Annotated in this window: 17 protein-coding genes; 10 read left to right on the top strand and 7 right to left on the bottom strand. The window is 63.2% G+C overall.

Annotation, left to right across the window (positions count from 1 at the left end):
* Positions 1–49 precede the first annotated feature (49 nt).
* Complete coding sequence (tfpB, locus tag MU846_RS13645) at positions 50–1,852, bottom strand: type IV pilus assembly ATPase TfpB (RefSeq protein ID WP_246953673.1); 1,803 nt, start codon at positions 1,850–1,852, stop codon at positions 50–52.
* Positions 1,853–2,092: 240 nt separating this feature from the next.
* On the opposite strand from tfpB, the gene MU846_RS13650 reads away from it, so the two are divergent.
* The 8 genes from MU846_RS13650 (at position 2,093) to hemH (ending at position 11,340) form a co-directional block, all read left to right on the top strand.
* Positions 2,093–2,773, top strand: coding sequence for a TIGR00153 family protein (locus MU846_RS13650; protein WP_246953675.1), 681 nt, complete (start codon positions 2,093–2,095; stop codon positions 2,771–2,773).
* A 33-nt stretch (positions 2,774–2,806) separates the two neighbouring features.
* Complete coding sequence (locus MU846_RS13655) at positions 2,807–4,075, top strand: inorganic phosphate transporter (protein ID WP_246953677.1); 1,269 nt, start codon at positions 2,807–2,809, stop codon at positions 4,073–4,075.
* A gap of 80 nt (positions 4,076–4,155) precedes the next feature.
* Complete coding sequence (gene argA, locus MU846_RS13660; RefSeq protein WP_246953679.1) at positions 4,156–5,496, top strand: amino-acid N-acetyltransferase; 1,341 nt, start codon at positions 4,156–4,158, stop codon at positions 5,494–5,496.
* 57 nt (positions 5,497–5,553) lie between these two features.
* Positions 5,554–7,404, top strand: a complete 1,851-nt coding sequence (gene ilvD, locus MU846_RS13665; RefSeq protein WP_246953681.1) for a dihydroxy-acid dehydratase — start codon at positions 5,554–5,556, stop codon at positions 7,402–7,404.
* Positions 7,405–7,410: 6 nt separating this feature from the next.
* On the top strand, positions 7,411–8,739 hold the full coding sequence (locus tag MU846_RS13670) for a 2-hydroxychromene-2-carboxylate isomerase (protein WP_246953683.1): 1,329 nt from the start codon (positions 7,411–7,413) through the stop codon (positions 8,737–8,739).
* A gap of 18 nt (positions 8,740–8,757) precedes the next feature.
* A complete protein-coding gene (locus MU846_RS13675) occupies positions 8,758–9,141 on the top strand; it encodes an MAPEG family protein (RefSeq protein ID WP_246953685.1) in 384 nt (127 codons plus the stop codon).
* Complete coding sequence (locus MU846_RS13680) at positions 9,141–10,190, top strand: 2Fe-2S iron-sulfur cluster-binding protein (RefSeq protein WP_246953686.1); 1,050 nt, start codon at positions 9,141–9,143, stop codon at positions 10,188–10,190. The genes MU846_RS13675 and MU846_RS13680 overlap by 1 nt, the downstream gene beginning before the upstream one ends.
* Positions 10,191–10,308: 118 nt before the next feature.
* Positions 10,309–11,340, top strand: a complete 1,032-nt coding sequence (gene hemH / locus MU846_RS13685; protein ID WP_246953689.1) for a ferrochelatase — start codon at positions 10,309–10,311, stop codon at positions 11,338–11,340.
* 37 nt (positions 11,341–11,377) lie between these two features.
* On the opposite strand, the gene MU846_RS13690 is transcribed toward hemH, so the two are convergent.
* The 6 genes from MU846_RS13690 to hemC form a co-directional block, all read right to left on the bottom strand.
* Positions 11,378–11,704 carry a type II toxin-antitoxin system RelE/ParE family toxin gene (locus MU846_RS13690; protein WP_246953690.1) on the bottom strand — a complete coding sequence of 109 codons (327 nt, stop codon included), beginning with the start codon at positions 11,702–11,704 and terminating at the stop codon, positions 11,378–11,380.
* Positions 11,701–12,000, bottom strand: a complete 300-nt coding sequence (locus MU846_RS13695; RefSeq protein WP_246953692.1) for a CopG family ribbon-helix-helix protein — start codon at positions 11,998–12,000, stop codon at positions 11,701–11,703. Before MU846_RS13695 ends, MU846_RS13690 begins: the two co-directional genes overlap by 4 nt.
* 104 nt (positions 12,001–12,104) lie before the next feature.
* A complete protein-coding gene (locus MU846_RS13700; RefSeq protein ID WP_246953694.1) occupies positions 12,105–13,349 on the bottom strand; it encodes a heme biosynthesis protein HemY in 1,245 nt (414 codons plus the stop codon).
* The gene (locus MU846_RS13705) at positions 13,349–14,590 is read right to left on the bottom strand and encodes a uroporphyrinogen-III C-methyltransferase (protein WP_246953696.1); all 1,242 of its coding nucleotides are present in this window, start codon (positions 14,588–14,590) and stop codon (positions 13,349–13,351) included. Before MU846_RS13705 ends, MU846_RS13700 begins: the two co-directional genes overlap by 1 nt.
* A complete protein-coding gene (locus MU846_RS13710; RefSeq protein WP_246953698.1) occupies positions 14,560–15,276 on the bottom strand; it encodes a uroporphyrinogen-III synthase in 717 nt (238 codons plus the stop codon). The genes MU846_RS13705 and MU846_RS13710 overlap by 31 nt, the downstream gene beginning before the upstream one ends.
* 2 nt (positions 15,277–15,278) lie before the next feature.
* Entirely contained in the window at positions 15,279–16,211 is a 933-nt protein-coding gene (gene hemC / locus MU846_RS13715) for a hydroxymethylbilane synthase (protein WP_246953700.1), read from the bottom strand.
* 264 nt (positions 16,212–16,475) lie between these two features.
* On the opposite strand from hemC, the gene MU846_RS13720 reads away from it, so the two are divergent.
* On the top strand, positions 16,476–17,771 hold the full coding sequence (locus MU846_RS13720) for an NAD(P)/FAD-dependent oxidoreductase (RefSeq protein WP_246953702.1): 1,296 nt from the start codon (positions 16,476–16,478) through the stop codon (positions 17,769–17,771).
* A 224-nt stretch (positions 17,772–17,995) separates the two neighbouring features.
* Positions 17,996–18,385 carry a DUF4168 domain-containing protein gene (locus MU846_RS13725; RefSeq protein ID WP_246953704.1) on the top strand — a complete coding sequence of 130 codons (390 nt, stop codon included), beginning with the start codon at positions 17,996–17,998 and terminating at the stop codon, positions 18,383–18,385.
* Positions 18,386–18,794 lie beyond the last annotated feature (409 nt).

The following is an 18,794-nucleotide window of genomic DNA, read 5'->3' on the forward strand; positions in this document are numbered from 1 at the left end:
CGCCCGGAATGCCAGAGGCGGCATACGCAACGGCGCCAGCGCCGGCGGTTCAGCCGAGCAGCACATCCTGCATCGGCGTCACCCGCAGCACTTCCTCGACGGTGGTCAGCCCCAGCGCCACCTTGCGTGCACCGCTGATGCGCAGCGGCTTCATGCCGCTCTTCAGCGCCTCGCGGGTAATCGCCTCCAGATCACCGCCCCGGCTGATGACGCCCTTGAGCGAGGCCACCAGCGGCATGGTTTCATAGACGCCGATACGGCCCAGGTAGCCTGTGCCCCGGCACTCCAGGCAGCCCACCGGGCGATACACCTGCGCCGGCATCTTCAGGCGGAACGGCCGGCACAGTTCTTCCCAGGCAGCCGGCTCCACCGGGATCGCTTCCTTGCAGTGCGGGCAGAGTGTGCGCACCAGCCGCTGCGCCATCACGCCGTTGACCGTTGCGGTGACCAGATACGGTGGCACGCCCAGATCAATCAACCGGGTGATGGAGCTGGGCGCGTCGTTGGTGTGCAGGGTCGAGAGCACCAGATGGCCGGTCAGCGCCGCCTGGATCGCCATATCAGCCGTCGGCAGATCGCGAATCTCGCCGATCATGATGATATCCGGGTCTTGCCGCAGCAGCGCTTTCACGCCTTGGGAAAAACCCACGTCTATGTTCGCCTGCACCTGCATTTGATTGAAGCTCGGCTCGACCATCTCGATCGGGTCCTCGATGGTGCAGACGTTCACCTCCGGCGTGGAGAGCTGCTTGAGGGTGGAATAAAGCGTGGTGGTCTTGCCCGAGCCGGTCGGCCCGGTAACGAAAACAATGCCGTTGTTATTCTGCGTCATGCGCTGCCAGGTGTCGTAATCCTCCTTGGCAAAGCCGAGCTGATCGAAGCTGCGCACCAGCACGTCCGGGTCGAAAATCCGCATCACCATTTTTTCACCGAATGCGGTTGGCAGCGTGGAAATGCGCAGCTCCACTTCAGCGCCATCGGGAGTTTTGGTTTTCAGGCGGCCGTCCTGCGGCTTGCGCTTCTCTGCCACATTCAGACGCGTGAGAATTTTCAGACGGCTGGTGACGGCGGCCATGATGGCGGCTGGCAGCTCATAAACATCGTGCAACACGCCGTCGATGCGAAAGCGCATGCGCCCGGTGTCGCGGCGCGGCTCCAGATGAATGTCGCTGGCGCGCTGCGCGAAGGCGTATTGCAGAATCCAGTCAACGATATTGACGATGTGCTGGTCATCGGCATCCGGTGTGCCCTGACTGCCCACTTCCAGCAGCTGCTCGAAGTTGGTGACCGCGCCGAGATTCTGGCCGCCCACCTCCCGTGCGCCGGCAATGGAGCGCGAGAGGTTGTAGAACTCGATCCGGTAGCGGCGCAGTTGCTCGGGGTTGGCCAGCACCACCACCAGCTCGCGCTCGCGCAGCACCTGCTCAAGGTGCTCTGCCCAGGCACGCAGGAATGGCTGGTCGCAGGCCACCGTCACCTGATCGCGGCCCACCTCCACCGCCAGGATGCCGTGCCGCTCGGCAAATGCGTAGGACATCAGGCCGGTGATCGCATCCACCGGCGCCTTGAGCGGATCAATGTGATACAGCGGCAGCTGCGCCTTGTCGGCCAGCCAGCGGCTCAGCCAATCAATATCCAGCCGGCGGCCGGGCTGCAACTGGTCTTCCAGCCGGTACTTGGCAACAATTTGCAGCGGATGCCAGCTCAGCTCGCCCTTCTCTCGTGGTGTGGTGGAGATGACGTTGTAATCGCCCTGGGTCACGTGGCCGGCTTCAAGCAGCTCGCGCATTACCCAGCGCACATCGATTTCCAGGCCGGAGAGGGCCTGCGGCGAGCGGGCATTGACGTTCACGGATGACTCCTGTGCTGGCGGCTGGTACCGCCTGTTGTAATTGGATTTCCCCCACCGCCGGGCATCTTTGCGGCCCGCTGCGGCAGCCTCACTGTACCGCGAGCGAGCAGCCGTCGTCATCGCTCGGCATATGGCCGCCGTCACAAAGGTGAAATATGCGCGAACTGGCCCTATACTCGCGCCGCATACGCCATGCGACGGCCGGAACCGGCCGCCCGGCACACTGACGGAGCGTGAGTCATGTCCCTGGGTAACTCCATTGCCGGCCTCTTTGGCCGCTCACCGATCAAGCCGCTGCAACAACACTACGAAACCGTCCACGCCTGCGTCAGCGAGCTGGAGCCATTCTTTCTGGCAGCCATCGGCAACGACTGGATCACCGGTGCCGAAATCCGTCAGCGCATTGTGGTGCTGGAGAACAAGGCCGACGACATGAAGCGGGATTTCCGCCTGAACATGCCCCGCAGCCTGTTTCTGCCGATGCCGCGTACCGATCTGCTGGAAATGGTCAGCACCCAGGATCGTGTTGCCAACAAGGCCAAGGATATCGCCGGGCTGATGCTGGGCCGCCAGATGGCGATCCCTGAGCCTCTGGCCGAGCCGATGCTGGCTTACGTCCGGCGTACTATCGATACCTCGGCACAAGCGTTTTCGGTCATCAACGAACTTGATCTGCTGCTGGAAACCGGCTTCGGTGACCGCGCCATTCGGCTGATCGAGGAAATGGTGGAGACACTGGATAGTCTGGAGCGGGAAACCGACCACCAGCAAGTAGCGATCCGCGCCATGCTTTTCCGTCTGGAGAAGGACTGGCCGCCGGTAGATGTGATGTTCCTCTACAAGATTATCGACTGGGTTGGCGATCTCGCCGACCGTGCTCATAAAGTGGGCGGTTACCTGCACCGCCTGGTCGCCCGCTGACATCCAGTTCAGCCTCTTCCGGAGAGTCTCCGCATGGAATTCATTATTGCCCACGGCACGCTGATCCTGTTTCTGGCGTGCGCGTTCGGTTTCTTCATGGCCTGGGGCATAGGCGCCAACGACGTCGCCAATGCCATGGGCACCTCGGTCGGTTCCGGCGTGCTGACGGTTCGTCAGGCCATCGTTGTGGCGATGATCTTCGAGTTCTGCGGCGCCTATCTTGCAGGGGGAGCGGTCACCGAGACGGTGCGCTCCGGCATCGTGGACTCCGGCGTGATGGAGAATACGCCGCACTTGCTTGTATACGGGATGATGGCATCGCTACTGGCGTCGGCGCTGTGGCTGATGATCGCCTCTACCATGGGCTGGCCAGTGTCCACCACGCATACGGTGATCGGCGCCATCGTCGGCTTTGCCGCGGTCGGCATCGGCGTGGACGCGGTGCAGTGGAGCCAGATCGGCAACATTGTGCTGAGCTGGGTAGTGTCGCCTCTGCTCGCCGGCACCATTTCCTATCTCCTGTTCCGCAGCGTGCAAAAACTGATTCTCGACACCGCCGATCCCTTCACCCGCGCCAAGCGTTACGTGCCGTTCTACATTTTCCTCACCGGCTTCATGGTATCCATGGTGACCTTTACCAAAGGGCTCAAGCACGTCGGCCTTGGCCTGAACATGCCGACAAGCATTGCTCTGGCGGTATTCACCGGCCTGCTGGTGGCGGGCATCGGTGCAGCGCTGTTGACCCGCATCCAGCCCAGCCCGGAAAAAGATCACCGTTTTCGTTTTGCCAGCACCGAACGCCTGTTTGCCATCCTGATGATCTTCACCGCTTGCGCCATGGCGTTTGCGCACGGTTCCAATGATGTTTCCAATGCCGTCGGCCCTCTTGCAGCGATTTACAGCGTTGTTGCCAGTGGCGGCGAAGTATCGGCAACCTCTGCCATCCCGAGCTGGATCCTGCTTCTGGGTGCTATAGGCATCGTGGCCGGCCTGGCTATTTTCGGCCGCCGCGTCATGCGCACCGTGGGCGAAAAGATTACCGAGCTGACCCCGAGCAGAGGCTTTGCCGCCGAACTGGGTGCGGCCTCGACGGTAGTGCTCGCTTCTGGCACCGGCCTGCCGGTTTCCACCACACATACTCTGGTCGGCGCCATCCTCGGCGTGGGTCTGGCACGCTCCATCAGTGCCCTCAACTTGCGCGTGATCAGCGGCATCTTCACCTCGTGGATCGTTACCCTGCCGGCCGGCGCGCTCTTCTCGATCATGTTCTTCTTCATGTTCCTGGGCATGTTCGGCCACTGAGCCTTATCTGGCAGTAGGGCCGGCTCGGCCCTGCTGCTATACTGTGACGTCCACCAATGCTGGTCGCCACAGGCTCGCCGATGACCTCCAATAAGCCCGACCCACAACCGCTCCAGACCCGCGACCATGTCGCCTGGTTCCGCAATTCCTCGCCGTACATCAACGCACACCGAGGCCGCACTTTTGTCGTGATGATCTCCGGCGAAGCGGTGCGCGCACCCGGTTTTCAATCGACCATTCACGATCTGGCACTGCTCAACAGTCTGGGCATCAAGCTGGTGCTGGTGCACGGGGCGCGGCCACAGATAAGCGAGCGACTATCCGCGCAGAATCTGCACACCCAGTTTGACCGCCACACCCGCATCACCGATCCGGTTGCGCTGGAAGCTGCTTTGGGCGCTGTTGGCGCGGTGCGGCTGCGCATCGAAGGGCTTTTTTCAATGGGGCTGGCCAATTCGCCGATGCACAGAGCCAGCATCCAGGTGGTATCGGGCAACTTTGTTATCGCCAAGCCAGTAGGAGTGCGCGACGGTTTTGATTACCAGCACACTGGCGAAGTCCGGCGCGTGCAGGTAGAGGCCATCCGCCGGCAGCTGGATAACGGCAACATCGTGCTGCTGTCGCCCATCGGCTGCTCACCCACCGGAGAGCTGTTCAACCTGAACTCCGAGGAAGTGGCCTCCACCACCGCCATCGCCATGAAGGCCGACAAGATTATCTATCTTGGCGAGGATGCCGGCGTAGTCGACGCCGAGGGCGAGCTGGTACGCGAAATATCGCCACAGCAGGCCGGCCAGTTACTGGCCCAGGAAGTAGTGGGCAACCCGAACACCGAACGCCAGCTCACTGCCGCCTGCCACGCCGCCAGCAACGGGGTAGCGAGGGCGCACCTGATCAACTTTCATGAGGATGGCGCTCTGCTGCGAGAATTGTTCACCCGCGATGGCTGCGGCACTCTGGTGACCCAGGAAAGCTTTGAGAATATCCGCAGCGCCTATATTGAAGATGTAGGCGGTATTCTTGAGCTGATTGCGCCATTGGAAGACGCCGGCATTCTGGTGCGCCGCTCACGGGAGCGGCTGGAAGCAGAGATCAAGCGCTTTACCATTATCGAGCGCGATGGCATGGTGATCGGGTGCGCGGCACTTTATCCATTCGATGACGGGCAGTCTGCCGAACTTGCCTGCGTCGCTGTGCACCCGGATTACCGCAATGGTGAGCGCGGCCAGCAGCTGCTTGCTCATCTGGAAAAGCGCGCCCGCAATCAGGGCGTTCGCACGCTGTATGTGCTCTCCACGCAAACCACACACTGGTTTCAGGAGCAAGGATTCAGCCCCATGCCGGTTGAAGAGCTGCCCGGCGAACGCAAGAGCATGTACAACTATCAGCGCAATTCCAAGGTATTTCGCAAGGCCCTGTAACGCGCCCATGCGCCCCGACGTACTTATTGAATTCACCCGAGAACCCGGAACAACACCATGGCTGATTATCGCTCAAAAACTTCCACGCACGGCCGCAACATGGCCGGCGCCCGCGCCTTATGGCGCGCCACAGGTATGAAGGACGATGATTTCGGCAAGCCGATCATCGCCATCGCCAACTCCTTTACCCAGTTTGTGCCGGGCCACGTACATTTGAAGGATCTGGGCCAGCTGGTAGCGCGGGAGATCGAGCGCGCCGGCGGCGTGGCGAAGGAATTCAACACCATCGCCGTAGATGACGGCATTGCCATGGGCCACGACGGCATGCTGTATTCGCTGCCGAGCCGCGACATCATCGCCGACTCGGTGGAATACATGGTCAACGCCCACTGCGCCGATGTGCTGGTGTGCATCTCCAACTGCGACAAGATCACACCGGGGATGCTGATGGCGGCGATGCGCCTGAACATTCCTGTGGTGTTCGTCTCCGGCGGCCCGATGGAAGCGGGCAAAACGAAACTCTCGGACAACAAGCTGGATCTTGTCGATGCCATGGTGATCGCCGCCGATGACAGCGTGGACGACGCCACGGTCGCCGAGTACGAGCGCAGCGCATGCCCGACCTGCGGCTCCTGCTCCGGCATGTTCACCGCCAACTCGATGAACTGCCTCACCGAAGCGCTGGGGCTGTCGCTGCCAGGCAACGGCTCGCTGCTGGCTACCCATGCCGACCGCGAGGAGCTGTTTCTGGAGGCCGGCCGTACCGCCGTGCGCCTGGCCGAGCGCTATTACCGCGACAATGACGAAACCGCCCTGCCGCGCAACATCGCCACCTTCGAAGCGTTCGAGAACGCCATGTCGCTGGATATCGCCATGGGTGGCTCCACCAATACCGTGCTGCACCTGCTGGCGGCAGCCATGGAAGGCGGTGTGAATTTCACCATGAGCGACATCGACCGGCTGTCACGCAAAGTGCCGTGCCTGTCGAAAGTGGCGCCGGCGACGCAGAAATACCACATGGAAGATGTACACCGCGCCGGCGGCGTGATGGGCATTCTCGGCGAGCTGGATCGCGCCGGCCTGCTGCATCGCGATATTCCCACGGTGCACACCGCCACCATGGGCGAGGCGCTTGAGCGTTTCGACATCATGCGCACTGGCGACGAATCGGTGAAAAAAATGTTCATGGCCGGCCCTGGTGGCATTCCCACCCAGAGCGCCTTCAGCCAGGACAGCCGCTGGCCATCGCTGGATACTGACCGGGCCAACGGCTGTATTCGTGATCTGGAGCACGCCTACAGCACCGACGGCGGGCTCGCCGTGCTGTATGGCAACATCGCCGAGCGCGGCTGCATCGTGAAGACCGCCGGGGTGGACGAATCCATCCTGGTGTTCACTGGCCGCGCCCGCGTATTTGAAAGCCAGGACTCGGCCGTCAAAGCGATTCTGGGCGATCAGATCGTCGCTGGCGACGTGGTGGTGATCCGTTACGAAGGCCCGAAAGGCGGCCCGGGTATGCAGGAAATGCTCTACCCCACCAGCTACCTGAAATCCAAAGGGCTGGGGGCAGAGTGCGCCCTGCTCACCGATGGCCGCTTCTCCGGCGGCACCAGCGGCCTGTCCATCGGCCACGCCTCGCCGGAAGCGGCCGAAGGCGGCGCCATCGCGCTGGTGCACGAAGGCGATATCATTCATATCGACATTCCGCAGCGCACCATCGAGCTGAAAGTGACCGCCGAAGAACTGGCACACCGCCGCGCACAGATGGAAGCCCGTGGCGGCCTGGCGTGGAAGCCGCGTGAAATCCGCAGCCGCCGCGTGTCCACCGCCCTGAAAGCCTACGCCGCACTGACCACCAGTGCCGACCGTGGCGCCGTGCGGGATCTGTCGCAAATCGGCGCCGACTGACCCTGCATGAAAGCGACCCTGCTGCCCTGGCTGTCCGCGCTGCTGACCAGCCAGGGCCTGAGGGATCTGAACCGGCGGCGCGCCGAATGGCGCCGCCGGCTCACCCGCCAGCCGCACACAGTGGATGTCTGGCTGCGCGTCGATGACCCCTACTCCTGGTTGCTGGTACAGGTGCTGCCGGCTTTCGCCACCCACTTCGGCGTGCAACTGCGGCCGCATCTGATGCTCTATCTGGATGAGCAAATGTACCCGCATCCGGAATTGCTGGCCCCGCTTGCCGCCCGCGATGCCGCTGCGCTCGCTACGCTGCACGGGCTGGCCTTTCCGCCAGACGCCACGACCCCCGATCACGAACGCAGCCTGCTGGCCACGGCCATTTTGCTGCGCCATGAACAGGATCCGACGTTCTTCACCCTCGCCGCAGACGTGCTCAGTGCGCTCTGGCATGGCCATAACCTCGCCCCACTGGCGCAAACCCAGGCGCCACTGCCCCTGGATCAGACCCGGCTGGCCATGGAAGCACGCCGCGACAGCTATCTGCGCGAAGGCCATTATCTCACCGCCATGCTGCGCTACGGCGGCGAATGGTACTGGGGCATCGATCGCCTGGATCATCTGGCCCAGCGGCTACAGACGCTCGGGCTGGGCACCGGCACGCCCTGCCCGCTGCCGTACGGGCGAGCCAAATACCTGTCCCTTCATGCGCCTGCCGGCTGCGCCTCAGAGCGCACCCTGACGCTGTTTTATTCCTTCCGCAGCCCCTATTCATGGGTGGCGTTCTCACGCGCTTGTACGCTGGCCGATCACTACGGCCTGACGCTGGATATCCGCCCGGTGCTGCCCATGGTGATGCGCGGCCTGCCTGTGCCACCCGCCAAACGCTTTTATATTCTGCGCGATGCCGCCCGCGAAGCAGCCTTGCACCAGGTGCCCTTTGGCCGGGTGTGCGATCCGGTCGGCCCCGGTGTCGAGCGCTGCATGGCACTGTGGCCCTTTGCCGAAAAGGAAGGGCGCCTGCGCCAGTGGCTGGCCGCCGCTGGTGAAGGCATCTGGAGCCGGGGCATCAACGCCGCCAGCGACAGCGGGCTGCGCGCTCTGTGCCACCATGCTGGGCTGGATTGGCACCGCGCCCGGCGCTGGCTGGATGACGACGGCTGGCGCCAGCAAGCTGAAGCCAACCGGGCCGAAATGCTCGCCGCCGGCAGCTGGGGCGTGCCAACGCTGCGCATTGATGGCACCCTCTGCTGGGGCCAGGATCGCTTCGCCGTGCTGGAGCAGGCCCTTGGGGAACATCAGGCCGGCCACGCCGCGCCCGACCATCACAACAACACCTGATCTCATGGAGACACGATCATGACCACTGCCTATTGGTGCCTGCTTGTCGCAATTTTCCTGCCGTATCTTTTCACCGTGCTGGCCAAGTTCCGGGGCGATTTCGGCCCGAAACAGAACCACAACCCGCGCGAATTTCTCGAAGCGCTGCAAGGTGCGCGCAAGCGCGCCCACTGGGCACAGCAAAACAGCTTTGAAGTCACGCCCGCCTTCCTTGCCGCCGTGCTGGTCGCACAGACCCTCGGCACCATGCCCCAGAGCACGCTGGATAGCCTGGCCATCGCCTGGCTCATCAGCCGCGTAGTGTTCGGCATCTGCTACATTGCCGACTGGGCCACGCTGCGCTCGCTGGTCTGGTTTGCCGGCATGGGCATCATCGCCGCGATGTTCATCATGAGTGCCTGATGGATCACACGTTTCACATTACCGTTGCCGGCAAGGGGCGCTACAGCGCCCGCGCCGGTGACACCCTGCTTGAAGCCGGCCAGCACGCCGGCTTCGGCTTTCCGCACGCCTGCCGCAACGGCAACTGCCTGCGTTGCGTGGGGCAACTGTTACGCGGCAGCGTGACCCAGCGCATCGGCAACCAGGCCACCAATACCCGCATCGTTTGCGCGGACGATGCCAGCGCTGGCCAAGTGCTATACTGCATTGCTCACGCCCTTGAAGACTGCGAGATCAACGTGCCGGATATCACTGCGCCGGGAGAACTTCCGGTTTTCGACGTCAGTTGCCAGATCATTGCCATCGACGACCTCAACCACGATGTCAGCCGCATCACGCTGCGCCTGCCCGCCGGCCGCCGTATCCGTTGGTACGCCGGGCAATATCTGTTGCTGCAAACCCCTGCGGGCGAAGCCGCTTTCTCGATCGCCAACGCCCCCGGCGGCCGCGACCTGGAACTGCACTTGCGCCATAACGACGAAAACAGCTCGGCGCAGGAGGTGATGGCAGCCCTGCGTCAAGACACCGTGGCACGGGTGCAGCTGCCGGCTGGCCGCCGTTTTATTGCCGACAACCTGCCGCAACGACCGGTATGGTTTGTCTGCGGCTCCACCGGCTTTGCACCGGCGAAAGCGATGATCGAGCATCTGCTGGCCAATAATTTCGACCAGCCGATCCGCCTTTACTGGGGCGCACGCACTGCCGACGATATCTACCTGCCAGCGCTGCCCGCACAATGGGTGCGTGACGAGCAGCTGGAGTATGTGCCGGTGCTCTCTGACAGCACCGCCACCGACGAGGGCGACGCCGGCGCGGAACATGCCGGCGCGGTTTATCGCACCGGCCTGGTGCACGAAGCCGTGCTGGCGGATCTGAACGGCGAGCAGCCCGAGTTTCATATTGCCGGCTCGCCCGCCATGGCCTGGGCGGTGTTCGATGCCCTCAGCGCCGCCGGCGTACCGGCCGCAGACATGCATTCCGATGTATTCGATTATGCACCACGGGAGTGAGCGGCCTTGGCGATTCGCCGGCACCGATCATCGCTCACCTGTCTCACCTTCACCTGCCCCAGCGGCTTCGGGATAATCGCTACCAGCCGCTCATCACAGCTTGGAGTACACAGCCACCATGGCCTATCGCGGTAGCGCTGCCCTGCTCAACGGCCCTCACGGGCGTATCGGCGTTCTGATTACCAATCTGGGCACGCCGGATGCGCCCACCACGCCGGCCTTGCGCCGCTACCTGCGCGAATTTCTTTCCGATCCGCGTGTGGTCGAAGCACCTCGCTGGCTGTGGTGGCTGGTGCTCAATCTGGTGATCCTGAATATCCGCCCGCCGCGTTCCGCGAAAGCCTACGCCAGCATCTGGACACAGCGCGGCTCACCGCTGCTGTTTCACACTGAAGACCAATGCGCGGCCCTGCGCACGCTGATGCAGCAGCGCTACGGCGAAAACGTGGTGGTCGAATTCGCCATGCGTTACGGCAAGCCATCGATCGCGGATCAGCTTGAAGCATTGCAACAGGCCGGTGTGACACGGCTCATCGTGCTGCCGTTGTATCCGCAATATTCCGGCTCCACCAACGGCTCGATGCTCGATGCCATCAACGCCGATCTGCGCCAGCGGCGCTGGGTGCCGTCGCTGCATTTCATCAGCGATTATCATGATTTCGGCCCCTATATCGACGCCATGGCCGAGCGCATCCGGGCGCACTGGGCCGCCCACGGCCGCGCCGACCGGCTGCTGTTTTCCTACCACGGCATTCCGAAGCGCTACGTCACCCAGGGCGACCCCTACGCCCGGCAGTGTTTCGCCACCTCCCGACAACTGGCGGCTGCGCTCGGCCTGTCGGATAGCGAATACCTCACCACGTTCCAGTCGCGTTTTGGCCGGGAAGAATGGCTCAAGCCGTACACCGATCACACTCTGAAAGCCCTGCCCGCCGAAGGCGTGCGCTCGGTGCAGGTGTTCTGCCCCGGCTTTTCGGCTGACTGCCTGGAAACGATCGAGGAAATCGGCGAAGAAAATCGCGATTACTTTTTGCAAAACGGCGGCGAACGCTATCAATACATCGAAGCGCTGAATGCAATGCCGGCGCATATCGAAGCCTTGGCGAAACTGATCGAGCCGGTGCTGGAAGGATGGCGGGCTGATACCTGACGGCAGAAGGCAGGAAAGCAGGTTTTAAAAAGCAGATTTACGAGAGCGGCGGCGCCTCCTGGATCGTCCGCCCCTGTTTTCCCGGAGAAGGTGGCCAATGGCGCGCCGTGTGCACAACATTGAGCACTCGCACCTGCCCTTCGGTCACGTCATACACCAGTACATAATGCTGATGAACGACTAATTCCTGAGTGCCTGGCACCCTGCCAGCCCGCCCACTGCCTGGATGATCCCGCAACACGCCTGCCCGTTCGGAAAACAGGTCATCAAGCGCCACGGCGGCCAGCGGGTTCCTCGCCTCTACATAGTCGTAAATATCATCCCGATTCTGAATCGCCTCCGGCGTCCAGACCAACTCCTTCATTCTGATTCGGCGATGCGGGCGCGAGTGGCCGCCCGCCGCGCCGCAAAGTGTGCCTCGACGTCTGCGCCGGGAATCAGATTGCCCCGCTCTGCGGAAGCACGCGACTGCGCCACCTTGGCCGCCAGCCAGGCATCGTAATTTTTCGCTTCCCCGGCCGCTTCCTGCTGCTGCGCCACATAGCTGCGCATAAAGTCACGCAGTAGCTGCGCGCCGGTGCGGTCATGCACCTTGGCGGCATTGGTAAATTCGGCTTTCAGGCTTTCATCTACCCGAAAAGTGAAAGTTGCATCGCTCATGACACGCTCCGGTAGAGTAGCAGGCACTGAAGTGTTACAAAGCACTCACAAGATAACACGCCTTACCTGAATGTCCAGTTTCGCCGCTCGGCAGCGCCGTGCCTTCACGATCCCACCGGCCCCTTGGGCAACGGCAGGCTTGGCAGCCGGCGCCCCTGCGCCTTCAGCTGGCGCTGCAACATCTCGTGTGCACGCTCGCCTTCGCCCAGTGCTGCATACAACCGGGCCAGCTCCACCAGTGCAGTCTCGCTGCCTGCCTCGGCAGCCGCCTCGAAGAAGCTGCGCGCCTTGCCCCAGAGCTTTGCTTTCAAGGCCACGCGGCCTGCGGTGCGCAGCAGCACGGCATTGCCGGGGCGCGTCTTCAGCCACTGCTCAAGGCGCGCCAGCAACTGCTCCGGCGGCACGTCATCAATCGCTTCCAGCACCGCTGGCAGGCCATCGTCCCAGCGCTGCTCGATCTCGGCGGCAATCACCTTCAAGGCGCCGGCACCGTCCTCGAACTGCGCCAGATAACCGGCGTACTGGGCTCGCAACGGCGGCTCATGGCGCAGCGGGCGGGGCATCGCTTTCCACAGCCGGGTCAGCGCCTCACGCCGCTGCGCGGCATCGGCAAAGCCCGGTTGTGCGGCGGCCTGCCGCATACGCGCTCGCCAGGCACGGCGCTCGCGCCGCACCAGTTGCTCGCTCTCGCCATGGCGGCGCAGCGCTGGCATCAGCTCGCAGACCGCCGCCCAATCACCGTCCCGGCCACAGGCTTCTGCCAGCAGGTGCAACAACACCGGGCTGTCGCCATGGCGGGGGCGCTGCGCTTCGAGCAGCTCACGGGCGCGGCCAGGCGCGTTGTCCGCCAGCGCAAAACGCGCCCCGAGCAAGGCAGCGGGGAATGCGCCACGGGGGTAATCCGCCGCCGCGCTCAGCCAGTATCGCTCCGCTGTCGTGTCGCCTCGTTGCCGGGCCGCCACAGCCGCCGCCAGCAGCGCCGGCAATGGCCAGTCGGTCTGGTTGGCGGCGCTGCGCAGTTGTTCTTCGGCGCGCTGCCAATGCCCCGCCGCCAGATCCAGCAGGCCCTGCTGCAAGCGCATGGCACCGGCGCGGCGGCGGCGCCAGCGGCTCCAGCGCGCCGGCGTGAAAAACTGCCACAACGGCCCGGCGAGCACAGTCAGCAATACCAGCAAAAACGCACCGAGCAATAACGCGAGCAACACAAAGGCCAGCGAGGTTTCCACTTCCCGCTGGCCACGGATCACCAGCACATAGCCCGGCTCCGCCAGCAACCAGCTGCCGAGCCACAACGCGGCGGCCAGCGCTGCCAGCACGATGACAAACAACAGCAGCAGGCGACGGATCATCAGCGCGCCTCCCACGATTGGCGCGACTGACGCAACTGCCGCATCAACGACAAGCCCTGATCGATCTCGGGCACCGCGCGCGCCACCGGCACCGCCTGCAATTCGGCCAGCGCCTCACGAAAAGCCACCACGGCGGGATCACCGGGCGCAAACCACTGCTGCACCACACCATCGGCACGCGCCAGCGCCGCCTCGAAGATCACACCGCGGCTTTGCAACAGCGCCAGCCGTGCCTCCTGCAAAGCGCTCTCCAGATGCAGCCGCAGCAACTGCTGGCTATCGGCATCCAGCGGCAGCGGCACGTTACTGCCATGGTCGCGCACGCGCACCGGCAGCCGCGCCCACAGGCGCGCCCAGAAACCATCGCCCTGCGGCTCCACCTGCTGCGCGCCTGCCCGCACCTGCTCGTGGCGCGGCATCACCAACGCTGGCACTTGCGCTTGCAGACCGTTCAGGCGCAGGATCAGTGCCGTCAGATCAAGATGATCGGCGGCCGCCAGCCGCTGCATATCCACCGCCAGCGCCTCGCGCACGGCCACTAGCGCCGGATCGCTCGCCTGCGTTATCACTTCATCGGCCACAGCCAACAAGCGCTGTGCTGCGTTCACATCGCCCGTGAGCAACAACTGTTGCTGAGCCAACACGGCAAGGGTGATCGCTTCATCCAGCAGTGCGCTATCGCCGCCGCCGGATGTTGGCTCGGTGGGCTCCGGCGCGGCGGTCGCCGCGCTTTGCAGGGCGGCCTCGATCTCGGCCAGGCGCGATGCGCTGGCGTCCCGGCTGGCCGCCATGTCAGCGCGTAGCCGCGCCTGATCCCGCTCAAGGGTTGCCACGGCGCTGCGCCAGCCGTGCTGTTGCTGCTGAAGGTTTTCCCACCACTGCCATGCAAAGAATGCCGCCAACGCCAGCAGCAATAACAGCAACAGCGGCCCCAGCCAGCTACGACGGCCACGCACGGGAGGTTTGCGCGGCGGAGCAGCACGCTTGCCAGCCTTGCTCTTTTGAACCGCTTCATCGGCCGCCCCGGACTGTGCGGCTTTTTTCCCGGTTGCTTGCCCGGCGGTGCCGGATTGTGCCTGGCCGCGAGCGGTGCCGGCGATCTGCTCGTCAAGAAGGGGCGGCTCGCCGACGCGGTGCTCCGTGGCGCTTGCTGCGCCCTGCGGTTGCGCCGGCCCGTTGGTGGTATCGGGGGCGGGAGGTGTGGGTGGTGTTACCGGGTTCTCAGGTGTTTTGTCAGACATGCCACCATATCCTCGTCGTGCGGGCTTGCCGCCACAATCAGGTTTCCATACCCCGCCGCATCAATGGCGGCGCCTATACGCGCACTGCCCGCCACCAGCAATGCCTGCTCGGGCACACCGTGTTGCTGCAAACAGTGCCAGCTTTCCACACTGGTCACCAGTATCACGTCCAGCGGCGCTGGCGGCCATTGAAAGGCGGCATTGCAGGCACGCCGGTACAGCGTGACACGATCCACTTCGGCGCCGCGCTCGCGCAGCGTCTGCGTAAACAATTCGCGGCCACTGTCGCCACGCAGCACCAGTATTTTTTTCTCGGCAAGTTGCTGAAGCACAGGCAGCGTCAGCACCGCCTCGGAATTGAAATCCCGATCCGGTGCCAGCGCCGCAAGGCCTGCCTGCTCCAGTGCCCGAGCGGTGGCCGTGCCCACGGCAATCCAGTGCACGCCCACCGGCCATTGCGGCCAGTAATCCGCCAGCGCCGCAAGGCCATAACGCACCGCATTGGTACTGACCAGAAAGACCGCGTGATACTGATCCAGGTTCATCAGGCACTGGCGTGCGCGGGCATCCGGCTCGCAAGGCTCGATCTCCAGCGCGCTCTGGTACAGCGGCTCGAACCCGGCCGCCGCCAGCATCGCCATCAGCGCCTGCTGCTGCCCGGCCGGGCGCGTGACCAGCACCCGCATGTTCAGGCGCGCCCGTAGATTTCGCCGAGAATGCGATCGGCGCCCTGCGCCAGCAACGCTTCGGCCACCCGGTTGCCCAGTGCTTCCGCCTCGCTGCGCGGCGCCTTGGCGTCTGCCCGCAATACTTCACGGCCATCTTCGCTGGCCACCAGGCCGCGCAACCACAGGATGTCATTTTCAAGCAGCGCAAAGCCGCCGATCGGCACCTGGCAGCCACCTTCCAGACGGCGGTTCATGGCGCGTTCGGCGACCACACGATCCCAGGTATCCGCATCGTTAAGCGGCGCCAGCCATGCTTTTACCTGGGTGGCGTTTTCCAGGCACTCGATACCCACCGCACCCTGCCCCACGGCCGGCAGGCATTCTTCCGGCGGCATTTCATAGCGGATGCGCTCGCCCAGCCCGAGCCGCTTGAGGCCGGCGGCGGCGAGCAGGATGGCGTCGTATTCGCCGGCATCCAGCTTGCCGAGCCGGGTTTGCACGTTGCCGCGCAAACTGATGATCTCCAGATCAGGGCGCAGTGCGCTCAGCTGCGCCTGCCGCCGTAAACTGGAGGTGCCTACCCGGGCGCCGTGCGGCAGCGCCGCGAGCGATTCGAATGCCGGCGAGACGAAAGCATCACGCGGATCGTGCCGCTCACAAATCACCGGCAAATCGAAACCTGGCGGCAACACCATCGGCACGTCCTTCATGGAATGCACGGCAATGTGGGCGCGGCCATCAAGCATGGCCTCTTCCAGCTCTTTGACAAATAGCCCCTTACCGCCAATCTTGGCCAGCGGCGTATCCAGAATCTTGTCGCCCTGGGTCTTGATCAGCACCAGTTCGACAGTCAGCTCTTCGTGCAGTGCCTCCAGCCGGTCGCGGACATACTCCGCCTGCCAAACGGCCAGCGGGCTGGAGCGTGTGGCGATGCGTAACACCTCGCGGCTCATGTTCTCTCCCATCGTGTGCGGATGCCGCAGTGTAGCTGAAAGCGCCGGCCAGTGCGGCCCCGACATACCGGGGCGGCCCCCGCCAGCGCACAAAAACGCTACCGTCACTATGGACTTGCGCGCTGTAGCGTCTAAACTGCGCGCCATAATCAACCCTATCACCGCCTGCCTTACTCGAGCCGGGCAGGAAGGCCATTCTCACGGGCCGCGCACCCCGATCACGCCGCGACCCAAGGACGTCGACTAGCACTGGAGGCGCACTATATGGGTGCAGCAAGAATTCTGGTCATCGGGGGTGGTGCTGGCGGCCTGCCGTTGGTCACGTTCCTCGGCCGCAAGCTGGGCAAGCATCATCTCGCCGACATCACGCTGGTTGACAGCAGCAGCATTCACGTCTGGAAACCGCGCTTCCATGAGGTGGCCACCGGCGCCATTGATGCAGATCTGGATGCCGTGGACTATCGTGCGCATGCGCGCCTGAATCACTACCGCTTCGAACCGGGCACACTGGTCAGCCTGGATAGCGCGGCACGCACTGTTACGCTGGCGCCAATTCTGGACGCACAAGGCGAAGAAGTACTGCCCGAGCGTGAGCTCCCTTACGATTACCTGGTGCTCGCCTTGGGCAGCCAGAGCAACGATTTCAACACGCCCGGCGTGCGCGAGCACGCGCTGTTTCTCGACAGCCGCCAGCAAGCTGATCGTTTTCGTGAGAAATTTCTCAACGCCTGCCTGCACGCCAATCACCAGCGCGAGCCATTGTCGGTGGCGATCGTCGGCGGCGGCGCCACCGGAGTGGAGCTGGCGGCGGAAATTCACCACGCAGTCTCCATGCTCAAGCTGTACGGCCACGAGCAGCTAGATCGCAAAAAACTGAAAGTACATCTGATTGAGGCCGCGCCGCGCATTCTGCCGGTATTGACCGAGCAGGTCGCCGCCACGGCTCACGCCCGCCTGGAATCACTTGGCGTGCAGGTGCATACCGGCACCATGGTGGAACGGGCCGAGCCGCACGCCTTTGTCGTGAAGGAAGGCGCCAGCATAGAAGCGCAGCTGCTGGTCTGGGCGGCCGGCGTAAAAGCGGCCGATGTGCTGGCCACGCTTGATGGTCTCGAACGCAACCGGATCAATCAGGTGCTGGTGGAACCGACCTTGCAGGCGAAAGGCCAGCCGCATATTTTTGCCATTGGTGATTGCGCCGCCTGCCCGATCCCGGGTAGCGACAAGACAGTGCCGCCCCGCGCCCAATCCGCACAGCAGATGGCGCACCATATGGCAAAAAATTTCGAGCGCCTTCTGCAACACAACAAACCCCTGGCGCCGTTCCGTTACCGTGATCGCGGCTCGCTGGTATCGCTGAGTGAATACAGCTCCGTGGGCATGCTGATGGGCAGCCTCAAGGGCGGTAACTTCTTCATCGAGGGGTGGCTGGCGCGAATGATGTATATCAGCCTGTATCGACTGCACCAGGCCGCCCTGTATGGCTGGCCGCGTACTTTGATGCTGCTGGTTGCAGGCCGCTTCAATCGTCTGGTGCGGCCGCGCCTGAAATTGCACTGACGCTCCGCTTTACCGTCACACACCGGCCGGGGCGCCTCGCCCCGGCCAGCCGAAATAATTTCTTACACCCTGCAACTACCGGATTTTCAACGGCCACACTGCGATACGCTACACAGTTCACGCCTCGCCCCGGAACTTCTCCCCTGATACCTGTCGGATTACCACAGGCACAGCGTGCGTGTTTGTACGCCGCGCCCGAAGAAGCAAGCCACCGAAGGAGAAGCATGATGCAAATCCGACTGAAACATCTCGCCATCGCTATCGCCGCCATGGGTATGGGTAGCGCTGCGATCGCACAGAACGCCACCTCGCAGTCACCCGAACCGCAGCCTGGCGCTGCACAACAGGCACCCGCAGCCGCCGAGGTCAGCGAGGCTGATCTGGAAAAATTTGCCGAGGCGCACAAAAAGGTCGAGGAAATTCGCGAGAAATATGTCGGCGAAGCACAATCGGCAGACGACCCGGAAAAAGTCGCTCAGGTGCAGATGAACATGCAGCAGGAAATGGTCGAAGCGGTGCAGGACGAAGATCTGGATGTCGGCACCTATAACCGAATCGCGCAGATGCTGCCGTATGATGAGCAATTACGGCAGCGCGTGGAGAGCTTGCTCTGAACAGTCTGGTCCGTCTGTTCAGGCAACACCAGGGCGCCTTCGGGCGCCCATCTTTTTAAGCCCCCCTCTCCCGACTCCCCTCCCCCAACCCCTTATTCGCTTCGCTCACCCTTCGGGCCAACCTGCGGCTGTTCTGATCTGCGTTTGTCCCACGAGGAGCAAGGAGGGGAAAAGATCAGCATTTTGAACATCCCATTGGCGCTTTCGCGGATATCGAAAGTGCTTCCACGAGAATAGGCGATGAACCATTTTTGCCCCTCTCCCCTTGTGGGAGAGGGGTTGGGGAGAGGGGGAGATTATGGCAGAAAATATATACTCGGCACTTTATCTTGAACGAAACTGGCTATCTCTCGATATTTTTATACCTGTTGATTTTTTTTGAATCTCTACTGAAGATAAATTAAATTAT

It is taken from the genome of Alcanivorax quisquiliarum, from assembly GCF_023051175.1.
Lineage (GTDB): Bacteria > Pseudomonadota > Gammaproteobacteria > Pseudomonadales > Alcanivoracaceae > Isoalcanivorax > Isoalcanivorax quisquiliarum.

What these genes read in the sequence shown, in the direction of transcription:
- argA (WP_246953679.1), top strand. Translation starts at nt 4,156, where the DNA reads ATGACCTCCAATAAGCCCGACCCACAACCGCTCCAGACCCGCGACCAT.
- MU846_RS13650 (WP_246953675.1), top strand. Translation starts at nt 2,093, where the DNA reads ATGTCCCTGGGTAACTCCATTGCCGGCCTCTTTGGCCGCTCACCGATC.
- hemH (WP_246953689.1), top strand. Translation starts at nt 10,309, where the DNA reads ATGGCCTATCGCGGTAGCGCTGCCCTGCTCAACGGCCCTCACGGGCGT.
- ilvD (WP_246953681.1), top strand. Translation starts at nt 5,554, where the DNA reads ATGGCTGATTATCGCTCAAAAACTTCCACGCACGGCCGCAACATGGCC.
- MU846_RS13680 (WP_246953686.1), top strand. Translation starts at nt 9,141, where the DNA reads ATGGATCACACGTTTCACATTACCGTTGCCGGCAAGGGGCGCTACAGC.
- MU846_RS13705 (WP_246953696.1), bottom strand. Translation starts at nt 14,590, where the DNA reads ATGTCTGACAAAACACCTGAGAACCCGGTAACACCACCCACACCTCCC.
- MU846_RS13725 (WP_246953704.1), top strand. Translation starts at nt 17,996, where the DNA reads ATGATGCAAATCCGACTGAAACATCTCGCCATCGCTATCGCCGCCATG.
- MU846_RS13655 (WP_246953677.1), top strand. Translation starts at nt 2,807, where the DNA reads ATGGAATTCATTATTGCCCACGGCACGCTGATCCTGTTTCTGGCGTGC.
- MU846_RS13675 (WP_246953685.1), top strand. Translation starts at nt 8,758, where the DNA reads ATGACCACTGCCTATTGGTGCCTGCTTGTCGCAATTTTCCTGCCGTAT.
- MU846_RS13690 (WP_246953690.1), bottom strand. Translation starts at nt 11,704, where the DNA reads ATGAAGGAGTTGGTCTGGACGCCGGAGGCGATTCAGAATCGGGATGAT.
- MU846_RS13670 (WP_246953683.1), top strand. Translation starts at nt 7,411, where the DNA reads ATGAAAGCGACCCTGCTGCCCTGGCTGTCCGCGCTGCTGACCAGCCAG.
- MU846_RS13700 (WP_246953694.1), bottom strand. Translation starts at nt 13,349, where the DNA reads ATGATCCGTCGCCTGCTGCTGTTGTTTGTCATCGTGCTGGCAGCGCTG.
- MU846_RS13695 (WP_246953692.1), bottom strand. Translation starts at nt 12,000, where the DNA reads ATGAGCGATGCAACTTTCACTTTTCGGGTAGATGAAAGCCTGAAAGCC.
- MU846_RS13710 (WP_246953698.1), bottom strand. Translation starts at nt 15,276, where the DNA reads ATGCGGGTGCTGGTCACGCGCCCGGCCGGGCAGCAGCAGGCGCTGATG.
- MU846_RS13720 (WP_246953702.1), top strand. Translation starts at nt 16,476, where the DNA reads ATGGGTGCAGCAAGAATTCTGGTCATCGGGGGTGGTGCTGGCGGCCTG.
- hemC (WP_246953700.1), bottom strand. Translation starts at nt 16,211, where the DNA reads ATGAGCCGCGAGGTGTTACGCATCGCCACACGCTCCAGCCCGCTGGCC.